Annotated in this window: 25 protein-coding genes; 23 read left to right on the forward strand and 2 right to left on the reverse strand. The window is 70.9% G+C overall.

Annotated elements, in window-relative coordinates:
* The first annotated feature begins 11 nt into the window (after nt 1–11).
* The 7 genes from QFZ67_RS32745 to nusB all read left to right on the forward strand — a co-directional run bounded on the left by QFZ67_RS32745 (nt 12) and on the right by nusB (nt 5,385).
* Complete coding sequence (locus tag QFZ67_RS32745) at nt 12–497, forward strand: shikimate kinase (protein ID WP_373430251.1); 486 nt, start codon at nt 12–14, stop codon at nt 495–497.
* Nucleotides 494–1,585 carry a 3-dehydroquinate synthase gene (gene aroB / locus QFZ67_RS32750; protein WP_307664647.1) on the forward strand — a complete coding sequence of 364 codons (1,092 nt, stop codon included), beginning with the start codon at nt 494–496 and terminating at the stop codon, nt 1,583–1,585. The genes QFZ67_RS32745 and aroB overlap by 4 nt, the downstream gene beginning before the upstream one ends.
* Nucleotides 1,582–2,022 (forward strand): type II 3-dehydroquinate dehydratase, encoded by a 441-nt coding sequence (gene aroQ, locus QFZ67_RS32755; RefSeq protein WP_307664648.1) that lies wholly within the window; start codon nt 1,582–1,584, stop codon nt 2,020–2,022. The genes aroB and aroQ overlap by 4 nt, the downstream gene beginning before the upstream one ends.
* Nucleotides 2,023–2,144: 122 nt before the next feature.
* Nucleotides 2,145–3,119: an AAA family ATPase gene (locus QFZ67_RS32760; protein ID WP_307664649.1), complete on the forward strand. Its 975-nt coding sequence runs from the start codon at nt 2,145–2,147 to the stop codon at nt 3,117–3,119.
* Nucleotides 3,120–3,221: 102 nt separating this feature from the next.
* On the forward strand, nt 3,222–4,328 hold the full coding sequence (locus QFZ67_RS32765; RefSeq protein ID WP_307664650.1) for an aminopeptidase P family protein: 1,107 nt from the start codon (nt 3,222–3,224) through the stop codon (nt 4,326–4,328).
* Nucleotides 4,329–4,387: 59 nt separating this feature from the next.
* Complete coding sequence (efp, locus tag QFZ67_RS32770; protein ID WP_307664651.1) at nt 4,388–4,954, forward strand: elongation factor P; 567 nt, start codon at nt 4,388–4,390, stop codon at nt 4,952–4,954.
* A 2-nt stretch (nt 4,955–4,956) separates the two neighbouring features.
* Entirely contained in the window at nt 4,957–5,385 is a 429-nt protein-coding gene (gene nusB, locus QFZ67_RS32775) for a transcription antitermination factor NusB (protein WP_307664652.1), read from the forward strand.
* 144 nt (nt 5,386–5,529) lie between these two features.
* On the opposite strand, the gene bldD is transcribed toward nusB, so the two are convergent.
* Nucleotides 5,530–6,030, reverse strand: a complete 501-nt coding sequence (bldD, locus tag QFZ67_RS32780) for a transcriptional regulator BldD (RefSeq protein WP_266489365.1) — start codon at nt 6,028–6,030, stop codon at nt 5,530–5,532.
* A 233-nt stretch (nt 6,031–6,263) separates the two neighbouring features.
* Here bldD and pyrR point away from each other — a divergent pair, with 233 nt between their 5' ends.
* The 14 genes from pyrR to QFZ67_RS32850 all read left to right on the forward strand — a co-directional run bounded on the left by pyrR (nt 6,264) and on the right by QFZ67_RS32850 (nt 22,772).
* Nucleotides 6,264–6,842, forward strand: coding sequence for a bifunctional pyr operon transcriptional regulator/uracil phosphoribosyltransferase PyrR (gene pyrR, locus QFZ67_RS32785; protein WP_307664653.1), 579 nt, complete (start codon nt 6,264–6,266; stop codon nt 6,840–6,842).
* Nucleotides 6,843–6,960: 118 nt separating this feature from the next.
* A complete protein-coding gene (locus QFZ67_RS32790) occupies nt 6,961–7,941 on the forward strand; it encodes an aspartate carbamoyltransferase catalytic subunit (protein ID WP_307664654.1) in 981 nt (326 codons plus the stop codon).
* A gap of 2 nt (nt 7,942–7,943) precedes the next feature.
* A complete protein-coding gene (locus QFZ67_RS32795; RefSeq protein ID WP_307664655.1) occupies nt 7,944–9,230 on the forward strand; it encodes a dihydroorotase in 1,287 nt (428 codons plus the stop codon).
* The gene (locus tag QFZ67_RS32800) at nt 9,227–9,799 is read left to right on the forward strand and encodes a hypothetical protein (protein ID WP_307664656.1); all 573 of its coding nucleotides are present in this window, start codon (nt 9,227–9,229) and stop codon (nt 9,797–9,799) included. Before QFZ67_RS32795 ends, QFZ67_RS32800 begins: the two co-directional genes overlap by 4 nt.
* The gene (gene carA / locus QFZ67_RS32805; protein ID WP_307664657.1) at nt 9,796–10,932 is read left to right on the forward strand and encodes a glutamine-hydrolyzing carbamoyl-phosphate synthase small subunit; all 1,137 of its coding nucleotides are present in this window, start codon (nt 9,796–9,798) and stop codon (nt 10,930–10,932) included. The genes QFZ67_RS32800 and carA overlap by 4 nt, the downstream gene beginning before the upstream one ends.
* The gene (carB, locus tag QFZ67_RS32810; RefSeq protein ID WP_307664658.1) at nt 10,925–14,233 is read left to right on the forward strand and encodes a carbamoyl-phosphate synthase large subunit; all 3,309 of its coding nucleotides are present in this window, start codon (nt 10,925–10,927) and stop codon (nt 14,231–14,233) included. The genes carA and carB overlap by 8 nt, the downstream gene beginning before the upstream one ends.
* A gap of 55 nt (nt 14,234–14,288) precedes the next feature.
* Entirely contained in the window at nt 14,289–15,398 is a 1,110-nt protein-coding gene (locus QFZ67_RS32815; protein WP_307664659.1) for a quinone-dependent dihydroorotate dehydrogenase, read from the forward strand.
* Nucleotides 15,395–16,234, forward strand: coding sequence for an orotidine-5'-phosphate decarboxylase (pyrF, locus tag QFZ67_RS32820; RefSeq protein ID WP_307664660.1), 840 nt, complete (start codon nt 15,395–15,397; stop codon nt 16,232–16,234). Before QFZ67_RS32815 ends, pyrF begins: the two co-directional genes overlap by 4 nt.
* Before the next feature lie 267 nt (nt 16,235–16,501).
* Nucleotides 16,502–16,825 (forward strand): integration host factor, encoded by a 324-nt coding sequence (locus QFZ67_RS32825; protein ID WP_307664661.1) that lies wholly within the window; start codon nt 16,502–16,504, stop codon nt 16,823–16,825.
* Between the two features lie 38 nt (nt 16,826–16,863).
* On the forward strand, nt 16,864–17,427 hold the full coding sequence (gene gmk / locus QFZ67_RS32830; protein WP_307664662.1) for a guanylate kinase: 564 nt from the start codon (nt 16,864–16,866) through the stop codon (nt 17,425–17,427).
* 43 nt (nt 17,428–17,470) lie between these two features.
* Nucleotides 17,471–17,743, forward strand: a complete 273-nt coding sequence (gene rpoZ / locus QFZ67_RS32835) for a DNA-directed RNA polymerase subunit omega (RefSeq protein ID WP_005319902.1) — start codon at nt 17,471–17,473, stop codon at nt 17,741–17,743.
* A gap of 112 nt (nt 17,744–17,855) precedes the next feature.
* Entirely contained in the window at nt 17,856–19,058 is a 1,203-nt protein-coding gene (gene coaBC / locus QFZ67_RS32840) for a bifunctional phosphopantothenoylcysteine decarboxylase/phosphopantothenate--cysteine ligase CoaBC (RefSeq protein ID WP_307664663.1), read from the forward strand.
* A gap of 243 nt (nt 19,059–19,301) precedes the next feature.
* A complete protein-coding gene (gene metK / locus QFZ67_RS32845; RefSeq protein ID WP_307664664.1) occupies nt 19,302–20,525 on the forward strand; it encodes a methionine adenosyltransferase in 1,224 nt (407 codons plus the stop codon).
* Nucleotides 20,526–20,627: 102 nt separating this feature from the next.
* Nucleotides 20,628–22,772, forward strand: a complete 2,145-nt coding sequence (locus tag QFZ67_RS32850; protein WP_307664665.1) for a primosomal protein N' — start codon at nt 20,628–20,630, stop codon at nt 22,770–22,772.
* 275 nt (nt 22,773–23,047) lie between these two features.
* Here QFZ67_RS32850 and QFZ67_RS32855 read toward each other — a convergent pair whose 3' ends face one another.
* Nucleotides 23,048–23,584 carry a hypothetical protein gene (locus QFZ67_RS32855; protein ID WP_307664666.1) on the reverse strand — a complete coding sequence of 179 codons (537 nt, stop codon included), beginning with the start codon at nt 23,582–23,584 and terminating at the stop codon, nt 23,048–23,050.
* 250 nt (nt 23,585–23,834) lie between these two features.
* Between QFZ67_RS32855 and fmt the strand changes: the two genes are divergently transcribed.
* Together fmt and QFZ67_RS32865 are read left to right on the forward strand one after the other, a co-directional pair.
* Complete coding sequence (gene fmt / locus QFZ67_RS32860; protein WP_307664667.1) at nt 23,835–24,779, forward strand: methionyl-tRNA formyltransferase; 945 nt, start codon at nt 23,835–23,837, stop codon at nt 24,777–24,779.
* A gap of 122 nt (nt 24,780–24,901) precedes the next feature.
* Nucleotides 24,902–26,335, forward strand: coding sequence for an RsmB/NOP family class I SAM-dependent RNA methyltransferase (locus tag QFZ67_RS32865; protein ID WP_307664668.1), 1,434 nt, complete (start codon nt 24,902–24,904; stop codon nt 26,333–26,335).
* Nucleotides 26,336–26,605: the final 270 nt, after the last annotated feature.

The raw sequence follows: 26,605 nt of genomic DNA on the forward strand, positions 1-26,605 counted from the left end.
TGGTCGGGCCCATGGGCTCGGGCAAGTCCACCGTCGGCGAGCTGCTCGCCGAGCGGCTGGGCGTGCCCTACCGGGACACCGACGCCGACATCGTCGCGGCCCAGGGCCGGGAGATCGCGGACATCTTCGTCGACGAGGGCGAACTGTACTTCCGTGAGCTCGAACGGCAGGCCGTACGAGCCGCGGTCGCCGAGCACCCGGGCGTGCTCGCCCTCGGCGGCGGCGCGATCCTCGACGACTCGACCCGCGAGCTGCTGGCCGGGCTGCCCGTCGTCTATCTCTCGCTGGACGTGGAGGAGGCGGTCAGGCGGGTCGGCCTCAACCAGGCGCGCCCGCTGCTCGCCGTCAATCCGCGCCGCCAGTGGCGGGAGCTGATGGACGCACGCCGCCACCTGTACACCGAAGTCGCCCGCGTTGTCGTCGCCACGGACGACCGCACCCCCGAAGAGGTCGCCCAAGCGGTCCTCGACGCCCTGAAGCTGGAGAAGCAGGCATGACGGACCAGGCTGTGACCCGTATCCAGGTCGGCGGTACGGAAGGCTCCGATCCGTACGAGGTGCTGGTCGGCCGGCAGCTTCTCGGCGAGCTTCCCGGGCTGATCGGCCGCGCCCAGAGGGTGGCCGTGCTGCACCCCGAGGCGCTGGCCGGCACCGGCGACGCGATCCGCGAGGACCTGGCTTCCCAGGGGTACGAGGCGATCGCGATCCAGCTGCCGAACGCGGAGGAGGCCAAGACCGTCGAAGTCGCCGCGTACTGCTGGAAGGCACTCGGCCAGACCGGCTTCACCCGTAGCGACGTCATCGTCGGCGTCGGCGGCGGCGCCACCACCGACGTCGCGGGCTTCGTGGCAGCGACCTGGCTGCGGGGCGTGCGCTGGATCGCCCTGCCGACGACCGTGCTCGGCATGGTCGACGCGGCCGTCGGTGGCAAGACCGGCATCAACACCGCCGAGGGCAAGAACCTCGTGGGCGCCTTCCACCCGCCCGCCGGGGTGCTGTGCGATCTCGCCGCGCTGGACTCGCTGCCCGTCAACGACTACGTCAGCGGTATGGCCGAGATCATCAAGGCGGGCTTCATCGCCGACCCGGCGATCCTCGACCTGGTCGAGGCCGACCCGCAGGGCGCGCGCACTCCCGCCGGTCCGCACACCGCCGAGCTGATCGAGCGCTCGATCCGGGTGAAGGCCGAGGTCGTCTCCAACGACCTCAAGGAGTCCGGGCTGCGCGAGATCCTCAACTACGGGCACACGCTCGCCCATGCCATCGAGAAGAACGAGCGCTACAAGTGGCGGCACGGCGCGGCCGTTTCGGTCGGCATGGTCTTCGCCGCCGAACTGGGCCGTCTGGCAGGCCGGTTGGACGACGCGACCGCGGACCGGCACCGCTCCGTCCTGGAGTCCGTCGGACTGCCGCTCACCTACCGCGGCGACCAGTGGCCGAAGCTCTTGGAGACCATGAAGGTCGACAAGAAGTCCCGCGGCAATCTGCTGCGCTTCATCGTTCTCGACGGCCTCGCCAAGCCGACCGTGCTGGAGGGCCCGGACCCGGCGGTGCTGCTCGCCGCGTACGGAGAGGTGTCCGCATGACCCGCCGGGTGCTCGTCCTCAACGGCCCCAACCTCGGGCGGCTCGGCTCCCGCGAGCCCGACGTCTACGGCGCGACCTCCTACGCGGGTCTGGTGGAGACCTGCCAGCAGCTCGGCAAGGAGCTCGGCTTCGACGTCGACGTACGCGAGACGAACGACGAGGGGGAGATGATCCGCTGGCTGCACGAGGCCGCAGACGGCTCAATTCCGGTCGTTCTCAACCCCGGTGCTTTCACGCACTACTCGTACGCGATGCGCGATGCGGCCTCCCAGCGGACCGCTCCGCTGATCGAGGTGCACATCTCGAATCCGTACTCGCGTGAGGCATTCCGGCACACGTCGGTGGTCGCGGCGGTCGCCAGCGGCACGGTCGCGGGCTTCGGCATCGGCTCGTACCGTCTCGCTCTGCGCGCCCTGGCTGAGGAATTGACTGGCTGACAGGGCACTTTGGACCTTCCCCGGCCGTTCCCACAGAGGGCGGACGGGCAGGTACCGTTCGGTAGCAGGGCGGCCGAGTGCCGCCTGACCAGGGTCAGTCGTACGAGACGGAGTGGCACCGGATGCAGCACGCAGTGGGGGCTCCGCTGCCGCCGCCCCACGGACCGGGGCACGGACCGGCCGGATGGACACACAGCGCCCAGCACCTGGGGCCGCCGCCGGGTGCTCCCGCCGGACCGCCTCCCGCGGCTCCCGCCGGACCTCCGCCGCAGGGCCGGCCGCCCGCCGGACCGCCGCCGGCCGGCCGGCCGCCCGCCGGACCGCCGCCTGTCGGCCAGCCGCCCGCCGGACCGCCGCCCGCCGAGCCTCCGCACCCGCAGAGTCATCCGCACGGCGGGCATCCCGCCCCCGGCTGGTCAGGGCCCGCATCCCAGCACGCCTCCGCGCCGGCGTCCCGTGACACGACCGGGCACATCCAGCTGCCGCCCGGCGGTCCGGTTCCCATACCCGCCCCGCCGCCCGCCGACAGCGGCACCGGCGTGACCACCCTCGCCGTCCTGCTGATCGGCCCGGCGGGCGCGGGCAAGACGACCGTAGCCCGGCACTGGGCCACCAGCCGCCGCGTCCCCACCGCGCACATCAGCCTCGACGACGTACGCGAATGGGTCTGCTCCGGCTTCGCCGACCCCCAGTCCGGCTGGAACGACCACTCCGAGGCGCAGTACCGCCTCGCCCGCCGCACCTGCGGCTTCGCCGCCCGCAACTTCCTGGCGAACGGCATCTCCTGCATCCTCGACGACGCGGTCTTCCCGGACCGGCCGGTCGTCGGTCTCGGCGGCTGGAAGCGCCATGTCGGCCCGGGCCTGCTGCCCGTCGTCCTGCTCCCCGGCCTCGAGATCGTGCTGGAGCGCAACGCCGAGCGCAGCGGCAACCGCCGCCTGTCGGACGAGGAAGTCGCCAGCATCCACGGCCGGATGGCAGGCTGGTACGGATCCGGGCTGCCGATAATCGACAACTCCAAGTACGACGTGGAGACCACGGCCCGGGTACTCGACGACGTACTGGCCCGGTCCATAGCGAGCCCGCCGAACTGGTAGCCCGGGCACACGCGTGCCGGGCGCCTGCCCGACCCCCCGTGCGCACCCCCGGTCGGACGCGCTGACCAGGCCGAGCCGCGCCCACGCTCGTAGGCTCGTGACATGTCAGAGGTGTATGGGATCCGCCGCGACCGGCTGCGTGACCGGTGCGCGGCCACCGGCAGCGCCGGGGTCCTGGTCTCCCGTCCCGCCAACGTCCGCTACCTCGCGGGCGGCGCGCCGCCCGGAGCCGTACTGCTGCTCGGCCCCGGCGAAGACAGCCTGCTCTGCCCCAGTACACCCACCGACGACCCCGCCGACGGCCGTCCCGACGAGCAGCTGCGGCTGACCGTCCTGCCGACCTCGGCCGGCGATCCGGCGGTCGCGGCAGCCGAGCTCGCGCGGACCGTCGGCGTGGAGTGCCTCGCCGTCGAGGAGCACCATCTGACCGTCGCGAGGCACCGGGCGGTCGGCTCGGTCGCGCCCCGGCTGCGCCTTGCCGACCTCGGCCTCGCCGTCGAGCAGCAGCGGATCGTCAAGGACGAGGAGGAGATCGCCTGTCTGCGGATCGCGGCCGAGATCACCGATCAAGCCCTCGGTGAACTGCTGGAGTCGATCCTGGTGGGCCGCACCGAACGGCATCTCGCCCTGGAGCTGGAGCGCCGGCTCGTCGACCACGGCGCCGACGGGCCCGCCTTCCCGACCTCGGTCGCCACCGGACCCAACTCGGGCCGCGGCGGCCACCGTCCCACCGACCGCCGGGTCGAGGAAGGGGATTTCCTCGCCGTCTGCGTGGGTGCCAACTACCGCGGCTACCGCTGCGAGATCGGCCGTACGTTTGTGATCGGGACGACCCCGGCGGACTGGCAGATCGAGCTGTACGACATTGTCTTCACCGCTCAGCGGGCCGCCCGCGAGTCTCTCTCACCGGGCGCCGCGTATCGCGATGTGGACCATGCGGCCCGCCAGATCCTGGACTCCGCGGGCCATGGCGAGGGCCTCCCGCCGCTCACCGGGCACGGCGTCGGGCTCGAAATCGACGAGGACCCGCAGCTGGCCCCCGCAGCCATGGGTAAACTGGACGCTTGTGTGCCGGTCACCGTCGAACCGGGGGTCCACCTCCCGGGCCGGGGCGGTGTCCGGATCGATGACACGCTCGTCGTGCGCCAGGAGGCGGACGGCGGACCCGAGCTACTCACCATCACGACCAAGGAGCTGCTCGCGCTCTAGCTCAGCTGAGCGCGCGTCCTCGGTCGTCCACCAGCGTCAGTCCAGGAGATTCCGCAACCGTGGCTTCCACGAACGACCTCAAGAACGGCATGGTGCTCAAGCTCGACGGAGGCCAGCTCTGGTCCGTCGTCGAGTTCCAGCACGTCAAGCCCGGCAAGGGCCCTGCCTTTGTGCGCACCAAGCTCAAGAACGTGCTCTCCGGCAAGGTCGTCGACAAGACCTTCAACGCCGGCGTGAAGGTCGAGACGGCCACCGTCGACCGCCGCGACATGCAGTTCTCGTACATGGACGGCGACTACTTCGTCTTCATGGACATGCAGACGTACGACCAGCTGCACATCGACCGCAAGGCCGTCGGTGACGCCGCAAACTTCCTGATCGAGGGCTTCACCGCCAGCGTCGCCCAGCACGAGGGCGAGGTGCTCTATGTCGAGCTGCCCGCCGCCGTCGAGCTGACCATCCAGCACACCGACCCGGGCGTCCAGGGCGACCGCTCCACCGGCGGCACCAAGCCCGCCACGCTGGAGACCGGCTACGAGATCGGTGTCCCCCTCTTCATCACCACCGGTGAGAAGATCAAGGTCGACACCCGCTCCGGTGAGTACCTCGGCCGGGTGAACAGCTAACCGTGGCTGCCCGGAACAAGGCCCGTAAGCGCGCCTTTCAGATCCTCTTCGAGGCCGACCAGCGCGGTGCGTCCGTGCAGACGGTCCTCGCGGACTGGGTGCGGCACGCACGGACCGACGACCGGCAGCCGCCGGTCGGCGAGTACACGATGGAGCTCGTCGAGGGGTACGCGCAGTACGCGGACCGGATCGACGACCTCATCGCCACCTACTCGGTCGGCTGGACCATCGACCGGATGCCGGTCGTCGACCGCAACATCATCCGGCTCGGCGCGTACGAGCTGGTGTGGGTGGACGAGACCCCGGACGCGGTGGTGATCGACGAGGCGGTGCAGCTCGCCAAGGAGTTCTCCACCGACGAGTCCCCGTCGTTCGTGAACGGCCTGCTCGGCCGCTTCAAGGACCTCAAGCCGAGCCTGCGTCGCGACTAGCGCGCACCCGGCTCCACCGGGCCCGAAGCGGAAGACGAACAATCTTCCGCTTCGGGCCTGGTGCATGTCCGGGCCGGACGCAAGGGAGGGCGAACCCGCACATGCGGGTTCGCCCTCCGACGTGACGTTTCTCCTGAAGTGGCGTCAGCCCTCTTCGTGGGTGACCGCGCGCCGCGCGTCCGCGTCGAGCACGCCCCAGCTGATGAGCTGCTCGGTCAGGACCGACGGCGACTGGTCGTAGATGACGGCAAGGGTGCGCAGGTCGTCCTGTCGGATCGACAGCACCTTGCCGTTGTAGTCGCCGCGCTGGGACTGGATCGTGGCGGCGTAGCGCTGCAGCGGGCCCGCCTTCTCCTGCGGCACATGGGCGAGCCGCTCCAGATCCAGGACGAGCTTCGGCGGCGGCTCGGCGGCCCCGCCCGGCGTGGTGCCAGGAAGCAGTTCCTGCACCGGGACGCCGTAGAAGTCCGCCAGCTCGGCGAGGCGCTGCACGGTCACCGCACGGTCGCCACGCTCGTACGAACCGACTACAACGGCCTTCCAGCGGCCCTGGGACTTCTCTTCCACGCCGTGGAGGGAAAGCCCCTGCTGGGTGCGGATGGCGCGGAGCTTGGCCCCGAGCTGTTTTGCGTATTCGCTGGACATATAGCTCCCCGGACACTGTGTCGACGTGCGGCTCCGCCGCGCGGCTGGTCACTCACTGTGAGGTTACGCAGCGTTACTTGGGTGCGTCAAGCCGAAAAGGTCCGTACGGTCTCCGCCAGCGGCGGGACCGGGGTCCGTGACCGGGGCCCCGCAAGGGGCTGGTAACGTGGGTGGCGCAATTTCGACGTCCTTTAAGGTCCGTCCCGCGAGGCGGAGAAGGAGGTCCGTTTCATATGGACACGCACAACAGCTCCGATGCGGCACGCCCCGTTCTCGAGGCCCCCGACATCGCGCGGGTACTGACCCGCATCGCCCACGAGATCGTCGAACGCGCCAAGGGCGCCGACGACGTGGTGCTTCTCGGCATTCCGACCCGCGGTGTCTACCTCGCCCGCCGGCTGGCCGACAAGCTCGAAGAGATCACCGGCCGCAAGATCCCGGTCGGCTCGCTCGACATCACCATGTACCGCGACGACCTGCGCCTGCGGCCCGCCCGCACGCTGGCCCGCACCGAGATCCCGGGTGACGGCGTCGACGGCCGGCTGGTCGTCCTCGTCGACGACGTGCTCTTCTCCGGTCGCACCATCCGCGCCGCGCTCGACGCCCTCGGCGACATCGGCAGGCCGCGCGCCGTGCAGCTCGCCGTCCTGGTCGACCGCGGCCACCGCGAACTCCCGATCCGCGCCGACTACGTCGGCAAGAACCTCCCCACGTCGCTGCGGGAGACGGTCAAGGTCCAGCTCGCCGAGGAGGACGGTCGCGACACCGTGCTGCTCGGTGTCCGCGAGACCGCCCCGGCCGGCGAGCAGTAGCACCTCTCCGTACGCTTCCGAATCCCGTACGGACGTGCCACCCGCGCGCCCGCAAGCCGCTGTGCTGTCCGGGTGACAACCCCGGACGCTCGACCTCCAGACAACGGAGCACACCCAGATGAAGCGCCACCTCATCTCGGCCGCCGACCTCACCCGCGACGACGCCGTGCTGATCCTCGACACCGCCGAGGAGATGGCCCGGGTCGCCGACCGGCCGATCAAGAAACTGCCGACCCTGCGCGGCCGCACCGTGGTCAACCTCTTCTTCGAGGACTCGACGCGGACCCGGATCTCCTTCGAGGCCGCCGCCAAACGGCTCTCCGCCGACGTCATCAACTTCTCCGCCAAGGGGTCCTCGGTCTCCAAGGGCGAGTCCCTCAAGGACACCGCGCTGACCCTGGAGGCGATGGGCGCGGACGCCGTCGTCATCCGGCACGGCGCGTCCGGAGCCCCCTACCGGCTCGCCACCTCCGGCTGGATCGACGGCGCGGTCGTCAACGCCGGGGACGGCACCCACGAGCACCCCACGCAGGCGCTGCTCGACGCCTTCACCATGCGCCGCCGGCTGGTCGGCGCGGACGCCGGGATAGGGCGTGGCCTGGACGGGCGGCGGATCACGATCGTCGGCGATGTGCTGCACAGCCGGGTGGCCCGCTCCAACGTCCTGCTGCTGCACACCCTCGGCGCCGAGGTCACGCTGGTCGCTCCGCCCACCCTGGTGCCGATCGGCGTCGAGAACTGGCCGTGCGAGGTGTCGTTCGCACTCGACGAGGTGCTGCCGAAGTCCGACGCGGTGATGATGCTGCGTGTGCAGCGCGAGCGGATGAACGCCGCCTTCTTCCCGACCGAGCGTGAGTACTCGCGCCGCTACGGCCTGGACGGCGACCGCATGGCCCGGATGCCGGAGCACGCCATCGTCATGCACCCCGGCCCGATGAACCGCGGCACGGAGATCACCGCCGAGGTCGCCGACTCCGACCGCTGCACGGCCGTCGAGCAGGTCGCCAACGGCGTCTCGACCCGCATGGCCGTCCTGTATCTGCTTCTGGGCGGCAACGAGCCCGCCGTCAGCCCCACCCGCACCGAGGAGAAGAAGTAACCATGAGCAAGATCCTTATTCGTGGCGCGAAGGTGCTGGGCGGCGAGGCGCAGGACGTCCTGATCAACGGCGAGACCATCGCTGAGGTCGGTACGGGAATCGAGGCCGGCGACGCGACCGTCGTCGAGGCCGAGGGACAGATCCTGCTGCCCGGTCTGGTCGACCTGCACACCCACCTGCGCGAGCCCGGCCGCGAGGACTCCGAGACCGTCCTCACCGGCACCAAGGCGGCCGCTGTCGGCGGTTTCACCGCCGTACACGCCATGGCGAACACCTTCCCGGTCGCCGACACCGCAGGCGTCGTCGAACAGGTCTACCGCCTCGGCAAGGAGTCCGGCTACTGCGATGTGCAGCCCGTCGGCGCCGTCACCGTGGGCCTGGAGGGCAAGCAGCTCGCCGAGCTCGGCGCGATGCACGACTCCGCCGCGGGCGTGAAGGTCTTCTCCGACGACGGCAAGTGCGTCGACGACGCCGTGATCATGCGTCGCGCGCTGGAATACGTGAAGGCCTTCGACGGCGTCGTCGCCCAGCACGCCCAGGAGCCCCGCCTCACCGAGGGCGCCCAGATGAACGAGGGCATCGTCTCCTCCGAGCTCGGCCTCGGCGGCTGGCCGGCCGTCGCCGAGGAGTCGATCATCGCCCGCGATGTCCTCCTCGCCGCCCACGTCGGCTCCCGTGTCCACATCTGCCACCTCTCGACGGCCGGCTCGGTCGAGATCGTCCGCTGGGCCAAGTCCAAGGGCTGGAACGTCACCGCCGAGGTCACCCCGCACCACCTGCTGCTCACTGACGAGCTGGTACGTACGTACAACCCCGTCTACAAGGTGAACCCGCCGCTGCGCACCGAGGCCGACGTCCTGGCCCTGCGCGAGGCCCTCGCCGACGGCACCATCGACTGCGTCGCCACCGACCACGCCCCGCACCCGCACGAGGACAAGGACTGCGAGTGGGCCGCGGCCGCCATGGGCATGGTGGGCCTGGAGACCGCGCTCTCCGTCGTCCAGCAGACGATGGTCGAGACCGGGCTGCTCGACTGGGCGGCAGTCGCCGACCGGATGTCCTTCCGCCCGGCGCAGATCGGCCGTCTGGACGGCCACGGCCGCCCCGTCTCGGCAGGTGAGCCCGCGAACCTCACGCTCGTCGATCCGGCATACCGTGGACTCGTGGACCCCGCGGGCTTCGCCTCCCGCAGCCGCAACACCCCCTACCAGGGCCGTGAGCTGCCGGGACGCGTGACCCACACCTTCCTGCGGGGCCGGGCCACGGTCGTCGACGGGAAGCTCGCGTGACATCTCTCATCCAAATCGCCGCCGAGCAGAAGTCGGCGGATGTGACCGACTGGGCCGCCCGTATCGGCTGGGTCGTCGGACTGCTGCTGTTCATCGCGTTCGTCTACTGGCTGATGCGCCAGGGATGGAAGTGGCGCGGCAGCCTCCAGTCCGACCTGCCCGAGCTGCCTGCCGTGCCCGAGGCGCCGGGCGAGGCGAAACTTGAGCTGACCGGCCGCTACCACGGCTCGACGACCGCAGGGCAGTGGCTGGACCGGATCGTGGCCCAAGGCCTGGGCGCACGCAGCCGGCTCGAGCTCAGGCTCACGGACGCGGGCCTCGAAGTCGTACGCCCCGGGGCGCGGGACTTCTTCGTCCCGCGGGCGGCCCTGCGCGAGGCCAGGCTGGACAAGGGCATCGCGGGCAAGGTCCTCGCCGAGGGCGGACTGCTGATCGTCACCTGGGCGCACGGCGACAAGCTGATCGACTCCGGCTTCCGCTCCGACCACGCGGCCGAGCAGGCCGCCTGGGTCGAGGCGATCAACACCATGAGCACTCTGAACAGCACGACGGAAGGCACCGGACGATGACGACCTCCACCCGGGGAGCCGCCAAGGCTCCCGCCGTACTCGTCCTGGAGGACGGCCGCACCTTCCGCGGCCGCGCCTACGGGGCCGTGGGGGAGACCTTCGGCGAGGCGGTGTTCAACACCGGCATGACCGGTTACCAGGAGACGCTCACCGACCCCTCGTACCACCGCCAGGTCGTCGTGATGACCGCCCCGCACGTCGGCAACACCGGCGTCAACGACGAGGACGACGAGTCCAAGCGGATCTGGGTCGCCGGCTATGTCGTCCGCGACCCCGCGCGGGTGCCCTCCAACTGGCGCTCCCAGCGCTCCCTGGACGACGAGCTCGTCGCCCAGGGCGTGGTGGGCATCAGCGGCATCGACACCCGTGCGCTCACCCGCCATCTGCGCGAGCGCGGCGCGATGCGCGTCGGCATCTTCTCCGGCGATGCGCTCGCCGACGAGGCCACGCTGCTCGCGCGGGTGCAGGAGGCCCCCCAGATGAAGGGCGCGAACCTCTCCGCCGAGGTGGCCACCACCGAGGCGTACGTCGTCCCGGCGATCGGGACCAAGCGCTTCACCGTCGCCGCCATAGACCTCGGCATCAAGGGCATGACCCCGCACCGGATGGCCGAGCGCGGCATCGAGGTGCACGTCCTGCCCGCCACCGCCACGGTCGATGAGGTGTACGCCGTGAACCCCGACGGCGTGTTCCTCTCCAACGGTCCCGGCGACCCGGCGACCGCCGACCTGACCGTGGTCAAGGGCGTACTGGAGCGCAAGACCCCGCTCTTCGGCATCTGCTTCGGCAACCAGCTGCTCGGCCGCTCGCTCGGCTTCGGCACGTACAAGCTGAAGTACGGCCACCGCGGCATCAACCAGCCCGTTCAGGACCGCTCCACCGGCAAGGTCGAGGTCACCGCCCACAATCACGGGTTCGCCGTCGACGCGCCGCTCGACAAGGTCTCCAAGACCCCCTACGGCCGCGCCGAGGTCTCCCACGTCTGCCTCAACGACAACGTGGTGGAGGGCCTGAAGCTGCTCGACCAGCCGGCCTTCAGCGTGCAGTACCACCCCGAGGCGGCCGCGGGCCCGCACGACGCCGCGTACCTCTTCGACCGCTTCGTATCCCTGATGGAGGGCCAGCGTGCCTAAGCGCTCCGATATCCAGTCCGTCCTGGTCATCGGCTCCGGCCCGATCGTCATCGGCCAGGCCGCCGAGTTCGACTACTCCGGCACCCAGGCCTGCCGCGTCCTCAAGTCCGAGGGCCTGCGCGTCATCCTGGTGAACTCCAACCCGGCGACGATCATGACCGACCCGGAGATCGCCGACGCCACCTACGTCGAGCCGATCACCCCGGAGTTCGTCGAGAAGATCATCGCCAAGGAGCGCCCCGACGCGCTGCTGCCCACCCTCGGCGGCCAGACCGCTCTCAACACCGCCATCTCCATGCACGAGCAGGGTGTGCTCGAGAAGTACGGCGTCGAGCTCATCGGCGCCAATGTGGAGGCGATCAACAAGGGCGAGGACCGCGACCTGTTCAAGGGCGTCGTCGAGGCCGTCCGCGCCAAGATCGGCCACGGCGAGTCCGCCCGCTCGGTCATCTGCCACTCCATGGACGACGTCCTGGCCGGCGTCGACGAGCTGGGCGGCTACCCGGTCGTCGTCCGCCCCTCCTTCACCATGGGCGGCGCCGGCTCCGGCTTCGCGCACGGCGAGGACGAGCTGCGCCGTATCGCCGGCCAGGGCCTCACGCTCTCGCCGACCACCGAGGTGCTCCTGGAGGAGTCCATCCTCGGCTGGAAGGAGTACGAGCTGGAGCTGATGCGCGACAAGCACGACAACGTCGTGGTCGTCTGCTCCATCGAGAACTTCGACCCCATGGGCGTGCACACCGGCGACTCGATCACCGTCGCGCCCGCGATGACGCTGACAGACCGTGAGTACCAGCGGCTGCGCGACGTCGGTATCGCGATCATCCGCGAGGTCGGCGTGGACACCGGCGGCTGCAACATCCAGTTCGCCGTCAACCCTGACGACGGCCGGATCATCGTCATCGAGATGAACCCGCGGGTGTCGCGGTCCTCCGCGCTGGCGTCGAAGGCCACCGGCTTCCCGATCGCCAAGATCGCCGCCCGTCTCGCCGTCGGCTACACCCTCGACGAGATCCCCAACGACATCACCGAGAAGACCCCGGCGTCCTTCGAGCCCACTCTCGACTACGTCGTCGTCAAGGTGCCGCGCTTCGCCTTCGAGAAGTTCCCCTCCGCCGACGCCACCCTCACCACCACCATGAAGTCGGTCGGCGAGGCCATGGCGATCGGCCGGAACTTCACCGAGGCGCTGAACAAGGCCCTGCGCTCGCTGGAGAAGAAGGGCTCGCAGTTCTCCTTCACCGGCGATCCCGGCGACAAGGGCGGGCTGCTGCTGGCCGCCAAGGTCCCCACCGACGGCCGGATCAACACCGTCATGCAGGCCATCCGCGCGGGCGCCACCCCCGAAGAGGTCTTCGAAGCGACGAAGATCGACCCCTGGTTCGTCGACCAGCTCTTCCTGATCAAGGAGTACGCCGACGAGCTCGCCGCCGCCGACAAGCTCGACCCCGAGCTGCTCGCGGACGCAAAGCGCCACGGCTTCTCCGACGTCCAGATCGCCGAGATCCGCGGGCTGCGCGAGGACGTCGTACGCGAGGTCCGGCACGCGCTGGGCATTCGCCCGGTCTACAAGACGGTCGACACCTGCGCCGCCGAATTCGCCGCGAAGACCCCGTACTTCTACTCCTCCTACGACGAGGAGAGCGAGGTCGCACCGCGCGAGAAGCCCGCAGTGATCATCCTCGGCTCGGGGCCCAACCGCATCGGCCAGGGCATCGAGTTCGACTACTCCTGCGTCCACGCCTCCTTCGCGCTCAGCGACGCCGGCTACGAGACCGTGATGGTCAACTGCAACCCCGAGACCGTCTCCACCGACTACGACACCTCCGACCGGCTCTACTTCGAGCCGCTCACCCTGGAGGACGTCCTGGAGATCGTCCACGCCGAGTCGCAGGCCGGGCCCATCGCCGGCGTCATCGTCCAGCTCGGCGGCCAGACCCCGCTGGGTCTCGCGCAGGCGCTCAAGGACAACGGCGTGCCGATCGTCGGCACCTCGCCCGAGGCCATCCACTCCGCCGAGGACCGCGGCGCCTTCGGCCAGGTGCTCGCCGAGGCCGGTCTCCCGGCCCCCAAGCACGGCACCGCGACCACCTTCGCCGGGGCCAAGGCCATCGCCGACGAGATCGGCTACCCCGTCCTCGTACGCCCGTCGTACGTGCTCGGCGGGCGCGGCATGGAGATCGTGTACGACGAGGCCCGCCTCGAGTCGTACATCGCCGAGTCCACCGAGATCAGTCCCACCCGTCCGGTGCTGGTCGACCGATTCCTCGACGACGCGATCGAGATCGACGTCGACGCGCTCTACGACGGCACCGAGCTCTACCTCGGCGGCGTGATGGAGCACATCGAGGAGGCCGGCATCCACTCCGGCGACTCGGCCTGCGCACTGCCCCCGATCACGCTCGGCGGCTTCGACATCAAGCGGCTGCGGGCCTCGACCGAGGCCATCGCGCGCGGCGTCGGGGTGCGCGGACTGATCAACATCCAGTTCGCGATGGCCGGGGACATCCTGTACGTCCTCGAGGCCAACCCGCGTGCCTCGCGCACCGTCCCCTTCACCTCGAAGGCGACCGCCGTGCCGCTGGCGAAGGCCGCCGCCCGCATCTCGCTCGGCGCGACCATCGCCGAGCTGCGCACCGAGGGCCTGCTGCCATCGAGCGGCGACGGCGGGACGCTCCCGATGGACGCCCCGATCTCCGTCAAGGAGGCTGTGATGCCGTGGTCGCGCTTCCGCGACATCCACGGCCGCGGCGTCGACACCGTCCTCGGCCCGGAGATGCGCTCCACCGGTGAAGTCATGGGCATCGACACGGTGTTCGGCACCGCGTACGCCAAGTCCCAGGCGGGCGCGTACGGTCCGCTGCCCACCAAGGGGCGCGCGTTCATCTCCGTCGCCAACCGCGACAAGCGCTCGATGATCTTCCCGGCCCGCGAGCTGGTCGCGCACGGCTTCGAGCTGCTCGCCACGTCCGGCACGGCCGAGGTGCTCAAGCGCAACGGCATCAACGCCACCATCGTGCGCAAGCAGAGCGAGGGCGCGGGCCCGAACGGCGAGCGGACCATCGTCCAGCTCATCCACGACGGCGATGTCGACCTCATCGTCAACACCCCGTACGGCACCGGCGGCCGTCTCGACGGCTACGACATCCGTACGGCGGCTGTGGCGCGCTCCGTGCCCTGCCTGACGACGGTCCAGGCGCTCGCGGCCGCTGTCCAGGGCATCGACGCGCTGAACCGCGGGGATGTGGGCGTGCGTTCACTCCAGGAACACGCTGAACACCTGACCGCGGCCCGCGACTAGCAATCGGGGAGGGGGACACCGGAAACGGTGTCCCCCTCTTTGTGAGGACACCACCATGTACAAGTTCATCTTCAATCTCCTCTTCAAGCGGATGGACCCGGAGCAGGCCCACTACCTGGCCTTCCGCTGGATCCGGCTCGCGGTCCGCATCCCCGTCCTGCGTACGTTCGTCGCGGCCGTGCTCGCGCCCCGCTACAAGGAGCTGCGCACCGAGGCGCTCGGTCTGCGCATGCACGGCCCGTTCGGCCTCGCCGCAGGCTTCGACAAGAACGCCGTCGCCATCGACGGCATGTCGATGCTCGGCTTCGACCACATCGAGATCGGCACGGTCACGGCACAGCCGCAGCCGGGCAACCCCAAGCAGCGGCTGTTCCGGCTCGTACCGGACCGGGCGCTGATCAACCGTATGGGCTTCAACAACGAGGGCTCGGCGGCCGTCGCCGAGCGGCTGGCCTCCCGGAAGGCGGTCTTCAGGACCGTCGTGGGAGTCAACATCGGCAAGACGAAGGTCGTGCCCGAGGCGGAGGCGGTGGCCGACTACGTGACGTCGACCGAGCGCCTGGCACGTCACGCCGACTACCTGGTCGTCAACGTCTCGTCGCCGAACACGCCCGGTCTGCGCAACCTCCAGGCGACCGAATCGCTGCGCCCGCTGCTGACGGCCGTACGCGAGGCGGCCGACCGCAGCGTCGAAGACCGCCGCGTCCCCCTCCTGGTCAAGATCGCGCCGGACCTCGCGGACGAAGACGTGGACGCGGTCGCGGACCTGGCCCTCGAGCTCGGCCTGGACGGCATCATCGCCACCAACACGACCATCGCGCGCGAAGGCCTGGGCCTGAAGTCCGACCCGGCGCTGATCAAGGAGACCGGCGGACTGTCCGGAGCGCCGGTCAAGGCGCGCTCCCTGGAGGTGCTGAGCCGCCTGTACGCGCGCGTGGGCGACCGGATCACGCTCATCGGCGTCGGGGGCATCGAGAACGCCGAGGACGCCTGGCAGCGCATCCTCGCGGGCGCCACGCTCGTGCAGGGCTACAGCGCCTTCATCTACGAGGGCCCCTTCTACGCCCGCGCCATCCACAAGGGCCTGGCCGCCCGGCTCAAGGCATCCCCGTACGCCACCCTCGCCGAGGCCGTCGGCGCCGAGACCCGGAAGGCAGCCAAGTGACCCTCGAACCGTTCGGTGCACGCCTGCGCCACGCCATGGACACCCGTGGCCCGCTCTGTGTCGGCATCGACCCGCACGCGTCCCTGCTGACCGCCTGGGGCCTGAACGACGACATCGCCGGCCTGGAGCGCTTCACGCGTACGACCGTGGAGGCCTTGGCCGACCGGGTCGCCGTCCTGAAGCCGCAGTCGGCGTTCTTCGAGCGCTTCGGCTCGCGCGGCATCGCCGTCCTGGAGAAGGCGGTCGAGGAGGCGCGGGCGGCGGGCGCGCTGGTGCTGATGGACGCCAAGCGGGGGGACATCGGCTCGACGATGGGCGCGTACGCCGCGACCTTCCTCGACAAGGACTCGCCGCTCTTCTCCGACGCGGTGACCCTCTCGCCGTACCTGGGCTTCGGCTCGCTGCGTCCGGCGCTGGACGCGGCCGCGGTCTCCGGCGCGGGCGTGTTCGTACTGGCCCTCACCTCCAACCCGGAGGGCGCGGAGGTGCAGCGCTCCACCGCCGCGGACGGGCGATCCCTCGCGCAGGTGATGCTGGACCACATGACCGTGGAGAACGCCGGTGCGCAGCCGCTCGGCTCGGTCGGCGCGGTGGTCGGCGCGACGCTGGGCGACGCGGGTGTGAACCTCGACATCAACGGGCCGCTGCTGGCCCCGGGCATCGGCGCGCAGGGCGCGACCCCGGCGGACCTTCCCGGCGTCTTCGGCCCGGCGGTCGGCAATGTCGTGCCGAGCGTGAGCCGCGGCGTGTTGCGGCACGGTCCGGATGCGACGGCGCTGCGGGAGTCGGCGGCACGTTTCGCGGACGAGGTGCGATCGGCCGTTTCGGGGGCCTAGCGCTTCCGTAGAGGGCCTCGAAAACCTCCGCAGCGGCCGCATTGGCAGAATCTCGGCCAAAAAAGCGGGTCGATATGTCAGAAATGTCCTGGTCGGTCGATGCTGACCAGGACTTTTCGTCTGTTCTCGCTGACTGGAGCGGTCATGCCCGCTAGTCTCCGTCGAAGAGCAAACGTGCACTGCGTTGCTCGTTGCTCGCCTGGTGTGGGGCGACTAGGTTCCTCACCGGTCCGTATCCGACAGTTCGACATCCGAGGTGACGTAGGCGTGGCTCTTCCGCCCCTTACCCCTGAACAGCGCGCAGCCGCGCTCGAAAAGGCCGCCGCGGCTCGCCGGGAGCGGGCCGAGGTCAAAAATCGACTCAAGCACTCCGGCGCCTCGCTCCACGAGGTCATCAAGCAAGGCCAGGAGAACGACGTCATCGGCAAGATGAAGGTCTCCGCTCTCCTTGAGTCCCTGCCGGGCGTGGGCAAGGTCCGCGCCAAGCAGCTCATGGAGAGGCTCGGCATCTCCGAGAGCCGCCGCGTGCGCGGTCTCGGCTCGAACCAGATCGCGTCTCTTGAGCGCGAGTTCGGCGGCGGTGCCGCCTGACGTTCTCGGGCACTCCCGAGAACCTGGATAATCGCTGCATGGCAGCAGAGGTACGTCCGCGGCTGACCGTGCTCTCCGGCCCCTCCGGGGTCGGCAAGAGCACGGTCGTCGCCCATATGCGCAAGGTCCACCCCGAGGTATGGCTCTCGGTGTCGGCCACTACAAGAAAGCCGCGCCCCGGCGAGCGTCACGGCGTTGAGTACTTCTTCGTCACAGACGAAGAATTCGACAAGCTGATCGCCAATGGCGAGCTGCTGGAATGGGCGGAGTTCGCGGGCCACCGCTACGGCACGCCGCGGCGCGCGGTCCTCGATCGCCTGGAGGCGGGCGAGCCCGTCCTGCTGGAGATCGATCTCCAGGGCGCCCGGCAGGTCAAGGACTCCATGCCGGAGGCGCTGCTGGTCTTCCTGGCCCCGCCGAGCTGGGAGGAGCTGGTGCGCCGTCTCACCGGCCGCGGCACGGAGCCGCCCGAGGTGATCGAGCGTCGGCTGGAGGCGGCCAAGGTGGAGCTGGCGGCCGAGTCGGAGTTCGATACGACCCTGGTCAACACCTCCGTCGAGGACGTAGCACGTGAGCTGCTAGCCTTGATGCAAGTTGTTTGATCTTTTTCTGTTTTTCCCTGAAGTTTCTTCGGAAGGCTAGAGCGTGTCCTCTTCCATCACCGCGCCCGAGGGCATCATCAACCCGCCGATCGACGAGCTGCTCGAGGCAACTGACTCGAAGTACAGCCTCGTGATCTACGCGGCCAAGCGCGCGCGTCAGATCAATGCGTACTACTCGCAGCTCGGTGAGGGTCTGCTTGAGTACGTCGGCCCGCTTGTGGACACCCACGTCCACGAGAAGCCGCTCTCGATCGCCCTGCGGGAGATCAACGCGGGTCTGCTGACCTCGGAGGCCATCGAGGGCCCGGCTCAGTAGCGATTTACGTTCTTCAGCGTTTTACGTTCTTCACCACAGGCCTGGCGGCGCGACCGCCGGGCCTGTGGTGTGTCATGGGGAAGTACGCATCCGAGTGCCGGGAGACGCAGCAGTGGACAAGCCGAAGGTTGTTCTGGGGGTCAGTGGAGGCATCGCCGCGTACAAGGCGTGCGAGCTGCTGCGGAGGCTGACGGAGTCGGGCCATGACGTACGCATCGTGCCCACAGAGTCCGCGCTGCACTTCGTCGGCGCCGCGACCTGGTCGGCGCTCTCCGGACACGCCGTCTCGACCGAGGTCTGGTCCGAGGTCCACGAGGTTCCGCACGTACGGATCGGGCAGGGCGCAGATCTGGTCGTCGTCGCGCCGGCCACCGCCGACATGCTCGCCAAGGCGGCCCACGGCCTCGCCGACGACCTGCTGACCAACACACTCCTCACCGCACGCTGTCCGGTGGTCTTCGCGCCCGCGATGCACACCGAGATGTGGGAGCACCCCGCCACCCAGGAGAACGTCGCGACCCTGCGCCGCCGCGGGGCCGTCGTCATCGAGCCCGCCGTCGGCCGGCTCACCGGCGTAGACACCGGCAAGGGCCGGCTGCCCGAGCCGGACGAGATCTTCGAGGTCTGCCGCCGGGTACTCGCCCGCGGGGTGGCCACCCCGGACCTCGCGGGCCGCCATGTGGTCGTCAGCGCGGGCGGCACGCGCGAGCCGCTGGACCCGGTGCGCTACCTGGGGAACCGCTCCTCCGGCAAGCAGGGGTACGCCCTGGCCCGCACCGCCGCGGCCCGCGGCGCCCGCGTCACGCTCATCGAGGCCAACACCGGGCTGCCGGACCCGGCGGGCGTCGACGTCGTCCACGTCGGCACGGCGGTCCAGCTGCGTGAGGCCGTGCTCAAGGCCGCGGCGGAAGCCGACGCGGTGGTGATGGCCGCGGCCGTCGCGGACTTCCGCCCCGCCGCGTACGCCACGGGCAAGATCAAGAAGAAGGACGGTCAGGAGCCCGCGCCCATCGCGCTGGTCCGCAATCCCGACATCCTCGCCGAGATCTCCACCGAGCGGGCCCGCCCCGCCCAGGTGATCGTCGGCTTCGCCGCCGAGACGGACGACGTACTCGCCAACGGCCGCGAAAAGCTGCGCCGCAAGGGCTGTGACCTTCTCGTCGTCAATGAGGTGGGGGAGCGCAAGACGTTCGGCTCCGAGGAGAACGAAGCGGTGGTGCTCGCCGCGGACGGCGGCGAGACTCCGGTGCCGTACGGGCCCAAGGAGTCCCTCGCCGACACTGTCTGGGACCTGGTCGTCCCACGGCTTGGGTGAATTCTTGGTTTCGCCGCGACGAGTGGTCGAAATCACGTGAAATCCGACGTATCGCCCTAGGATCGGGGTCTATCGCCCTGCCGTACCCGACCGGAGTCCTGGTCGCAGAGCTCCCACGGAGCGAGACGGGTAGACCGGCGGCGGAGGGTGACGGATAAACTGCTCATGGACCGTCGCGAGGCGCAGCCCTCCGGCCGGTCCGCCAATGATCAGCCAGCAGCCGCTGCAACCCCAGGGAGCATTGTGTCCCGTCGTCTGTTCACCTCGGAGTCTGTGACCGAGGGTCACCCCGACAAGATCGCTGACCAGATCAGCGACACGATCCTCGACGCCCTTCTGCGGGAGGACCCGACCTCCCGGGTCGCCGTGGAGACCTTGATCACCACCGGCCTGGTGCACGTCGCCGGCGAGGTGACCACCAAGGCGTACGCGGACATCCCCACGCTCGTTCGCAACAAGGTCCTCGAGATCGGCTACGACTCCTCGAAGAAGGGCTTCGACGGCGCCTCCTGCGGCGTTTCGGTCTCCATCGGCGCGCAGTCGCCGGACATCGCGCAGGGCGTCGACACCGCGTACGAGAAGCGCGTCGAGGGGTCCGCCACAGGTGAAGAAGGCGACGAGCTCGACAAGCAGGGCGCCGGCGACCAGGGCCTGATGTTCGGCTACGCCACCGACGAGACGCCCGAGCTGATGCCGCTGCCGATCCACCTGGCGCACCGGCTCTCCCGCCGCCTCTCCGAGGTCCGCAAGAACGGGACCATCCCCTACCTGCGCCCCGACGGCAAGACCCAGGTCACCATCGAGTACGACGGCGACAAGGCCGTCCGCCTCGACACCGTCGTGGTCTCCTCGCAGCACGCCTCGGACATCGACCTGGACTCGCTGCTCGCTCCCGACATCCGCGAGTTCGTCGTCGAGCACGTGCTGAAGCAGCTGGTGGACGACGGCATCAAGCTGGACACCGACGGCTACCGTCTGCTGGTCAACCCGACCGGACGGTTCGAGATCGGCGGCCCGATGGGCGACGCGGGCCTCACCGGCCGCAAGATCATCATCGACACCTACGGCGGCATGGCCCGCCACGGTGGCGGCGCGTTCTCCGGCAAGGACCCGTCCAAGGTGGACCGCTCGGCGGCGTACGCGATGCGCTGGGTCGCGAAGAACGTCGTGGCCGCAGGCCTCGCGGCGCGCTGCGAGGTCCAGGTCGCCTACGCGATCGGCAAGGCCGAGCCGGTCGGCCTCTTCGTCGAGACCTTCGGCACCGCCACGATCGACGTGGACAAGATCGAGCAGGCCATCGGAGAGGTCTTCGACCTGCGCCCGGCGGCCATCATCCGCGACCTGGATCTGCTGCGCCCGATCTACGCGCAGACGGCGGCGTACGGCCACTTCGGCCGCGAGCTTGCGGACTTCACGTGGGAGCGCACGGACCGCGTGGACGCGCTGCGCAAGGCTGCGGGTCTGTAAGCACGGCACGCGCACGGCAAGCACTGCACGAGCACGGTGGCCCCGGGACCGACAAGGTCCGGGGCCGCCGTGCTGTCGGTGGCGTCTGGTAGGAATTTGGCTGTGAGCAGCGACGACAAGCAGCCCGAAGAGCCCGCCGCCGGTGGGCCGGAGCAGCTTGCTCTCATCCGCGAGACCGTCCGCAAGGCCAAGGTCCCGAAGGCCAAGCCGCGGACCTGGCGAGGGGCCGCGCTGGCCAAGGAGCTGCCCGTCGCGCGGGTGATGGTCAACAAGGGCGTGCTCCATCTCGACCAGTACTTCGACTACGCCGTGCCCGAGGAGCTGGACGCGGAAGCGCAGCCCGGGGTGCGGGTGCGGGTGCGGTTCGGAGCCGGGGGGCACCGGGTGCGGGAAGGGCGGCGGGAAGGGGGCGGGCTGATCGACGGGTTTCTCATCGAGCGGCGTGCCGAGACGGACTACGGGGGAGCGCTCGCCGCGCTCGCCTATGTCGTCTCGCCCGAGCCGGTGCTCAGCCCGGAGATGCTGGCCCTCGCGCGCGCGGTCGCCGATCGGTATGCGGGGAGCCTGGCGGATGTGCTGCAGCTCGCCATCCCGCCCAGGAACGGCCGTGCCGAGTCGAAGCCCTCGCCGGAGCCGCTGTCGCCGCCCGCCGCGCCGGACGCCGGGAGCTGGGGGCGATACGGCCGCGGGGCGGCGTTTGTGGAGGCGCTCGCGAGCGGGGGTGCGCCGCGGGCCGTGTGGACCGCGCTGCCCGGGCCGCAGTGGCCGGACGAGCTGGCGCGGGCCGTCGTGGCGACGCTCGCCTCGGGGCGGGGTGCGCTGGTCGTCGTCCCGGACGGGCGGCGTGCGGCGCGGGTCGATGCCGCGCTCACCGCGCTGCTGGGGGAGGGCCGGCATGCGGTGCTGACCGCCGAGTCCGGGCCCGAGAAGCGGTACCGGCAGTGGCTCGCCGTGCGGCGCGGGTCGGTGCGGGCCGTCGTCGGGACCAGGGCCGTGATGTTCGCCCCCGTACAGGATCTCGGGCTGGTCGCCGTCTGGGACGACGGCGACTCCAGCCACAGCGATGAGAACGCACCGTTCCCGCATGTGCGCGAGGTCCTCGAGCTGCGGGCCACGCACGACAAGTGCGGCTTCCTGCTGGGGAGTACGAGCTGCACGGTGGAGGCGGCCCAGCTGGTGGAGAGCGGCTGGGCCCTGCCGCTGATCGCCGACCGTGAGCAGGTGCGCAGCGCCGCGCCCCTGGTGCGTACGGTCGGGGACGGGGAGCTGGCGCGAGACGAGGCGGCGCGGGCGGCGCGGCTGCCGAGTCTGGCCTGGCAGACCGTCCGTGACGGGCTGAAGAGCGGACCGGTGCTGGTCCAGGTGCCCAGGCGGGGCTATGTGCCCAGGCTCGCGTGCGAGCGGTGCCGCACGCCCGCGCGGTGCCGGCACTGTTCCGGGCCGCTGGAGGCGCCCGACGAGCGGGATCTGACCTGTGGGTGGTGCGGGCGCGGTGCGGTGGACTGGCACTGCGTCGCGTGCGGCAGTACGAGACTGCGGGCCCAGATCGTGGGCGCGCGGCGTACGGCGGAGGAGCTCGGCCGGGCCTTCCCCGCGGTCCAGGTGCGTACATCGGGCCGCGACCATGTGCTGGACACCGTGCCGGGGCGGCCCGCGCTGGTGGTGAGCACGCCCGGCGCGGAGCCCGTCGCCGACGGTGGATACGCGGCGGCACTGCTGCTCGACGGCTGGGCGATGGTGGGGCGGCCCGACCTGCGGGCGGGCGAGGACGCGCTGCGGCGCTGGATGGACGCCGCATCGCTGGTGCGCGGGCAGGGCGAGGGCGGCACGGTGGTGATCGTCGCCGAGCCGACACTGCGGCCGGTCCAGGCGCTGGTGCGCTGGGACCCGGTCGGGCACGCGCAGCGCGAGCTGGGCGAGCGGGCGCAGCTGGGGTTCCCGCCCGTCTCCCGGATGGCGTCGGTGACGGGCCGCGCGGAGGCGATAGCCGCGTTTGTGGCGTCGGCCGAACTGCCGGGCGACGCGGAGCTGTTGGGGCCGGTGCCGCTGCGGGTGACCGATCCGGGCAGGCCACGGCGGCCGGGTGACCCCCCGGTGGGCGAGGTGTGGGAGCGGGCGCTGCTGAGGGTGCCGCCGGGCAGCGGGGCGGCGCTGGCGGCCGCGCTGAAGTCGGCACAGGCAGCCCGGCTGGCCCGCGGCGGCACCGAGCCGGTACGGATCAGGATCGACCCGCCGGACATCGGCTGACGTCGCCGCGTCTGCGGGGCTTGTTCCCCGAGCGCCGGCCCTCCCCGAGAGCTTCGCCTGGGAGGTACCCCCATCCCGAACCGGGGGCAGTCCCCCAGACTCCCGTATGCGACCTTCGGCCGCATGTCCGCAATCGCCGGACGGGCTGAATTTCAGCCCCTGGAGGTCCCCCGGACGAAGTCTGGGGGAGATTGAGGAGCCGGGTCCGGGGCGGAGCCCCGGCGAAGAAGCGGCTGCCCCCGCCCACCTCGGGCAGGGGCAGCCGGGGGGCAAGGTCAGCCGTTGCGTGGGCCGGGGAAGGCGCTCGGGCGGGCCTCCTCGCGGAGGGATTGGGCGGTGACCGTCGGCTGCGGCGGCATCGCGCGGGCAGCCGGGACGGCCGGCAGCCCCGAGCCCATCGGCAGCGTGCGGGTCGGCGCCGGGTCCGCGGCATGGTCCATGTCCGCCGGGCCCGACTGCTGCGCGGCCCGTCGCGCGCCGTAACGGCGGTGGACCGCCTGCTTGGTCACCCCGAGCGCCGAGCCCACCGCGTCCCACGAGAAGCCCAGCGAACGGTCGAAGTCCACCGCCGCGGTCACCAGCGTCTCGACGCTGTCCCGCAGCTCCTGCGCAAGACGGACGGTCGGGGCCGGGGCCCTGCCGTAGACGACGAAGCCCGTGGACGGGCCGGATCGGCGCGGGCGGTAGACATTTCCCAGCTGGGCGGTGAGCGTGCGCAATGCGTCCACCTGCCGGCGGACCCGCTCGATGTCCCGCACCAACAGATGCAGGCTTGCTCGGGCTTGAGCGTCGTGGGTTGCGTGGTCGGCCATTGACAAGCCTCTCGAACCGGCGTTGAAAAGGGGTCGGGCCGCATCCGGGGCGGCCCGTTTCGGTCAATCTCTCTTGACCAACGCTCTACCTGGCGATGTGGTCACGCTTCGGGGGCGTATGCACATATGCGCGGGGCGCACGGTCCTCCGTACGCCCCCTGACCCCCGGCCCATAGACTGGTGCGCTGCTCGTCACCGTACGCACCACCAGCTACCTGCATATACCAGCCTGAGAGGCAGTCAGCCACCGATGAAGCTCGTCTTCGCAGGCACCCCCGAGGTCGCCGTACCCTCCCTGGACGCCCTGATCGCCTCCGACCGGCATGAAGTCGCCGCCGTCGTCACCCGGCCCGACGCACCCGCCGGACGCGGCCGCCACCTGGTGGCCAGTCCGGTCGCCCAGCGCGCCGAGGAAGCCGGGATCGAGGTGCTCAAGCCTGCCAAGCCGCGGGACGAGGACTTCCTGGCGCGGCTGCGCGAGATCGCGCCCGACTGCTGCCCGGTCGTCGCCTACGGCGCGCTGCTGCCCAAGGTGGCCCTGGACGTGCCCCGGCACGGCTGGGTCAATCTGCACTTCTCGCTGCTGCCCGCCTGGCGCGGCGCCGCACCGGTCCAGCACGCCATCCTCGCCGGGGACGAGATGACGGGCGCCGCGACCTTCCAGATCGAGGAAGGCCTCGACTCAGGCCCGGTGTACGGCGTGATCACCGAGCATGTACGGCCCACCGACACCAGCGGTGACCTGCTCACCCGGCTTGCATTCGCCGGCTCCGGACTACTCGTCGCGACTATGGACGGTATCGAGGACGGCACCCTGCAGGCCGTGCCGCAGCCGGCCGAGGGCGTCTCGCTCGCGCCGAAGATCACCGTCGAGGACGCGCATGTGGACTGGAACGCTCCGGCGCTCCGCGTCGACCGCGCCGTCCGCGGCTGCACCCCCGCGCCGGGCGCGTGGACGGTCTTCCGCGGGGAACGGCTCAAGTTGATCCAGGCGGCGCTGGTGCCCGACCGTACGGACCTCGCGCCCGGCGAGCTCTCCGTCGGCAAGAACAACGTGTACGTCGGAACCGGATCGCACGCCGTCGAGCTGCTCTGGGTCCAGCCGCAGGGCAAGAAGCCGATGCGCGCCGCCGACTGGGCGCGCGGGGTGCGCATCGCCCCGGGCGAGAGGGTGGGCGGCACGGACGTAGGCTGAGAGGGTTCGACCCTTTCACTGAGGTTCACCTCGCGATGCCGGGCCGGCCGGCCCCGCGGGCCTGCCTCCGGCCGGGGTCCGGGGGTGTCCCCCCGGGAAGACACAGCAACAGCGGAGCACCTTTGAACGAGCAGGCACGTCGCCGTCCCCCCAAGCCGTACCGCCGCCCCAAGAAGGATCCCGTGCGGATCCTGGCCTTCGAGGCGCTGCGGGCCGTCGACGAGCGGGACGCGTACGCCAATCTCGTACTGCCGCCCCTGCTGAAGAAGGCCCGCGAGAACGACGACTTCGACGGCCGCGACGCGGCGCTCGCCACCGAGCTGGTGTACGGGACGCTGCGCCGCCAGGGCACGTACGACGCGATCATCGCGACGTGCATCGACCGGCCGCTGCGCGAGGTCGACCCGCCGGTGCTCGACGTGCTGGCGCTCGGTGCGCACCAGTTGCTCGGGACGCGGATCCCGACCCACGCCGCAGTGTCGGCGAGCGTGGAGCTGGCGCGGGTGGTGCTCGGCGACGGGCGGGCGAAGTTCGTCAACGCCGTCCTGCGCAAAATCGCGCAGGACGACCTGGACGCCTGGCTGGAGCGGGTCGCTCCGCCGTACGACGAGGACGCCGAGGACCATCTGGCCGTGGTGCACTCGCATCCGCGGTGGGTTGTCTCCGCGCTGTGGGACTCGCTGGGCGGCGGGCGCGCAGGGATCGAGGACCTGCTGGAGGCCGACAACGAGCGGCCCGAGGTGACGCTCGTCGCACGGCCGGGCCGCTCCACGGCCGCTGAACTGCTCGGTGCGGTGGGCGAGGAGTCCGGGCTGCCAGGGCGCTGGTCGCCGTATGCCGTGCGGCTGGCCGAGGGCGGCGAGCCCGGCGCCATCGAAGCCGTACGGGAGGGGCGGGCCGGCGTCCAGGACGAGGGCAGTCAGCTCGTCGCGATCGCGCTGGCCAACGCGCCGCTGGACGGCCCCGACGAGCGGTGGCTCGACGGTTGCGCGGGCCCCGGCGGCAAGGCCGCGCTGCTGGCCGCGCTCGCCGCGGGCCGTGGCGCGTCCCTGCTGGCCTCCGAGAAGCAGCCGCACCGCGCCCGGCTGGTCGAGCGGGCGCTGGCCGGCAACCCCGGCCCGTATCAGGTCATCGCGGCGGACGGCACGCGTCCGCCGTGGCGGCACGGTTCCTTCGACCGTGTGCTCGTCGATGTCCCGTGCTCGGGCCTCGGCGCGCTACGACGGCGTCCGGAGGCCCGCTGGCGGCGGCGTCCCGAGGACCTGGAAGGCTTTGCGCCGCTCCAACGCGCGTTGCTGCGCGAGGCGTTGACGGCCGTACGGATCGGGGGAGTGGTCGGCTACGCGACCTGCTCGCCGCATCTCGCCGAGACCCGGGTGGTCGTCGAGGACGTACTGAAGGGACGCGGCGGCCCGCCCGCCGAGGCCGAGTGGGTGGACGCGAGGCCTCTGATGCCGGGCGTGCCCGCGCTGGGCGACGGTCCCGATGTACAGCTGTGGCCGCATCTGCACGGCACGGACGCGATGTATCTGGCGCTGCTGCGTCGCACGGCCTGAGCCGCGAGGCCGGCCCCGCGGCGGCCCGACAAGACGCTGTACGTCGGGGCGGCGCACCCGGGGGAGCGTGCCGTCGAAAACGCCACCGACTCCGCCAAACATGCCCGCGACGCCAGCCACCCTTGCGCGCGGGCCGCACCCGCCAGTGCTTCTCGCGCCCGCACCTGGGGCAGTCGCCGAGCCCCGCGGCGCTCGAACCCTGTGCCCCGTGTGACCCTTTCGGCCGCGGGCCCGTTGCGGGCCCTGCCGAGCCTCGGTCGTATCGGGGTG

The organism is Streptomyces sp. V1I1 (genome assembly GCF_030817355.1).
GTDB lineage: Bacteria > Actinomycetota > Actinomycetes > Streptomycetales > Streptomycetaceae > Streptomyces.